The sequence below is a fragment of the Oleiphilus sp. HI0123 genome, assembly GCF_001635315.1.
The window spans coordinates 1-783 of the sequence record NZ_LWGE01000126.1; the positions used below are offsets into that span (position 1 = coordinate 1).

Below are 783 nucleotides of genomic sequence, written 5' to 3' on the forward strand. Positions count from 1 at the left end.
GACCAAAAATGTTAAAGCGAATCATTCAAACCGCCACAACAATGGGCGTGAAGAAAATCTATTTCCTCAATGCCTGGAAGGTAGAAAAGAGCTTTTGGCAAAGCCCCTGGCTAAGTGAAGAAAAAATTCTAGAGAATTGCATCCTTGGCTTAGAACAAGCTCAGGATACCGTGATGCCCGAAATTCATATCAAAAAGCGCTTCAAGCCCTTTGTTGAAGATGAATTACCTGCACTTTCCAAAGGTACACGCCAACTAGTCGCCCACCCTAGAGAAGAACAGGTCTGCCCACATCATCTCGAAGAAGCCTGCACCTTAATCATCGGCCCCGAAGGTGGCTTTACTGAGTATGAAGTAAACAAGCTCAAAGAAGCCGGTTTTGAAGGAGTTCATTTAGGCGAAAGAATTCTACGCGTAGAGACTGCCGTACCCGTATTGATCTCGCGTCTATTTGGGTCAACATTCTAGGGTAATTTTGTCCGCTAGTCGGACGTTCAAGTAGACTTAATTGATAAGGATGAAACAGCCAGATTGATTATCGAGTGAATGATTGAAAGTGAGCATTAGCGTTCTTTATCGGGAGCCAAGTAAACCGCTAACTTTGAGTTAAAAGCGAGCATTATTGAACTGTAGACATAACCCATCAAAAGAGCAGGAAGCGCTCACTTTTGAAAGCCCTAAGATCACTCACTACTGTTCAAAAATGTACTTTTCTTTTAATTGTTTTTAGTCATTCTACGGTCATAATTTTAGTAACACTTCAAATACATGTAATTATGTATTT

1 protein-coding gene is annotated in these 783 nt (G+C 41.1%); it reads left to right on the forward strand.

Going from position 1 to position 783, the window contains the following annotated elements; all coding sequences use genetic code 11:
• On the forward strand, positions 1–467 hold a 467-nt coding region (locus A3761_RS01215), incomplete at its 5' end, for an RsmE family RNA methyltransferase (RefSeq protein WP_156491477.1).
• Positions 468–783: the final 316 nt, after the last annotated feature.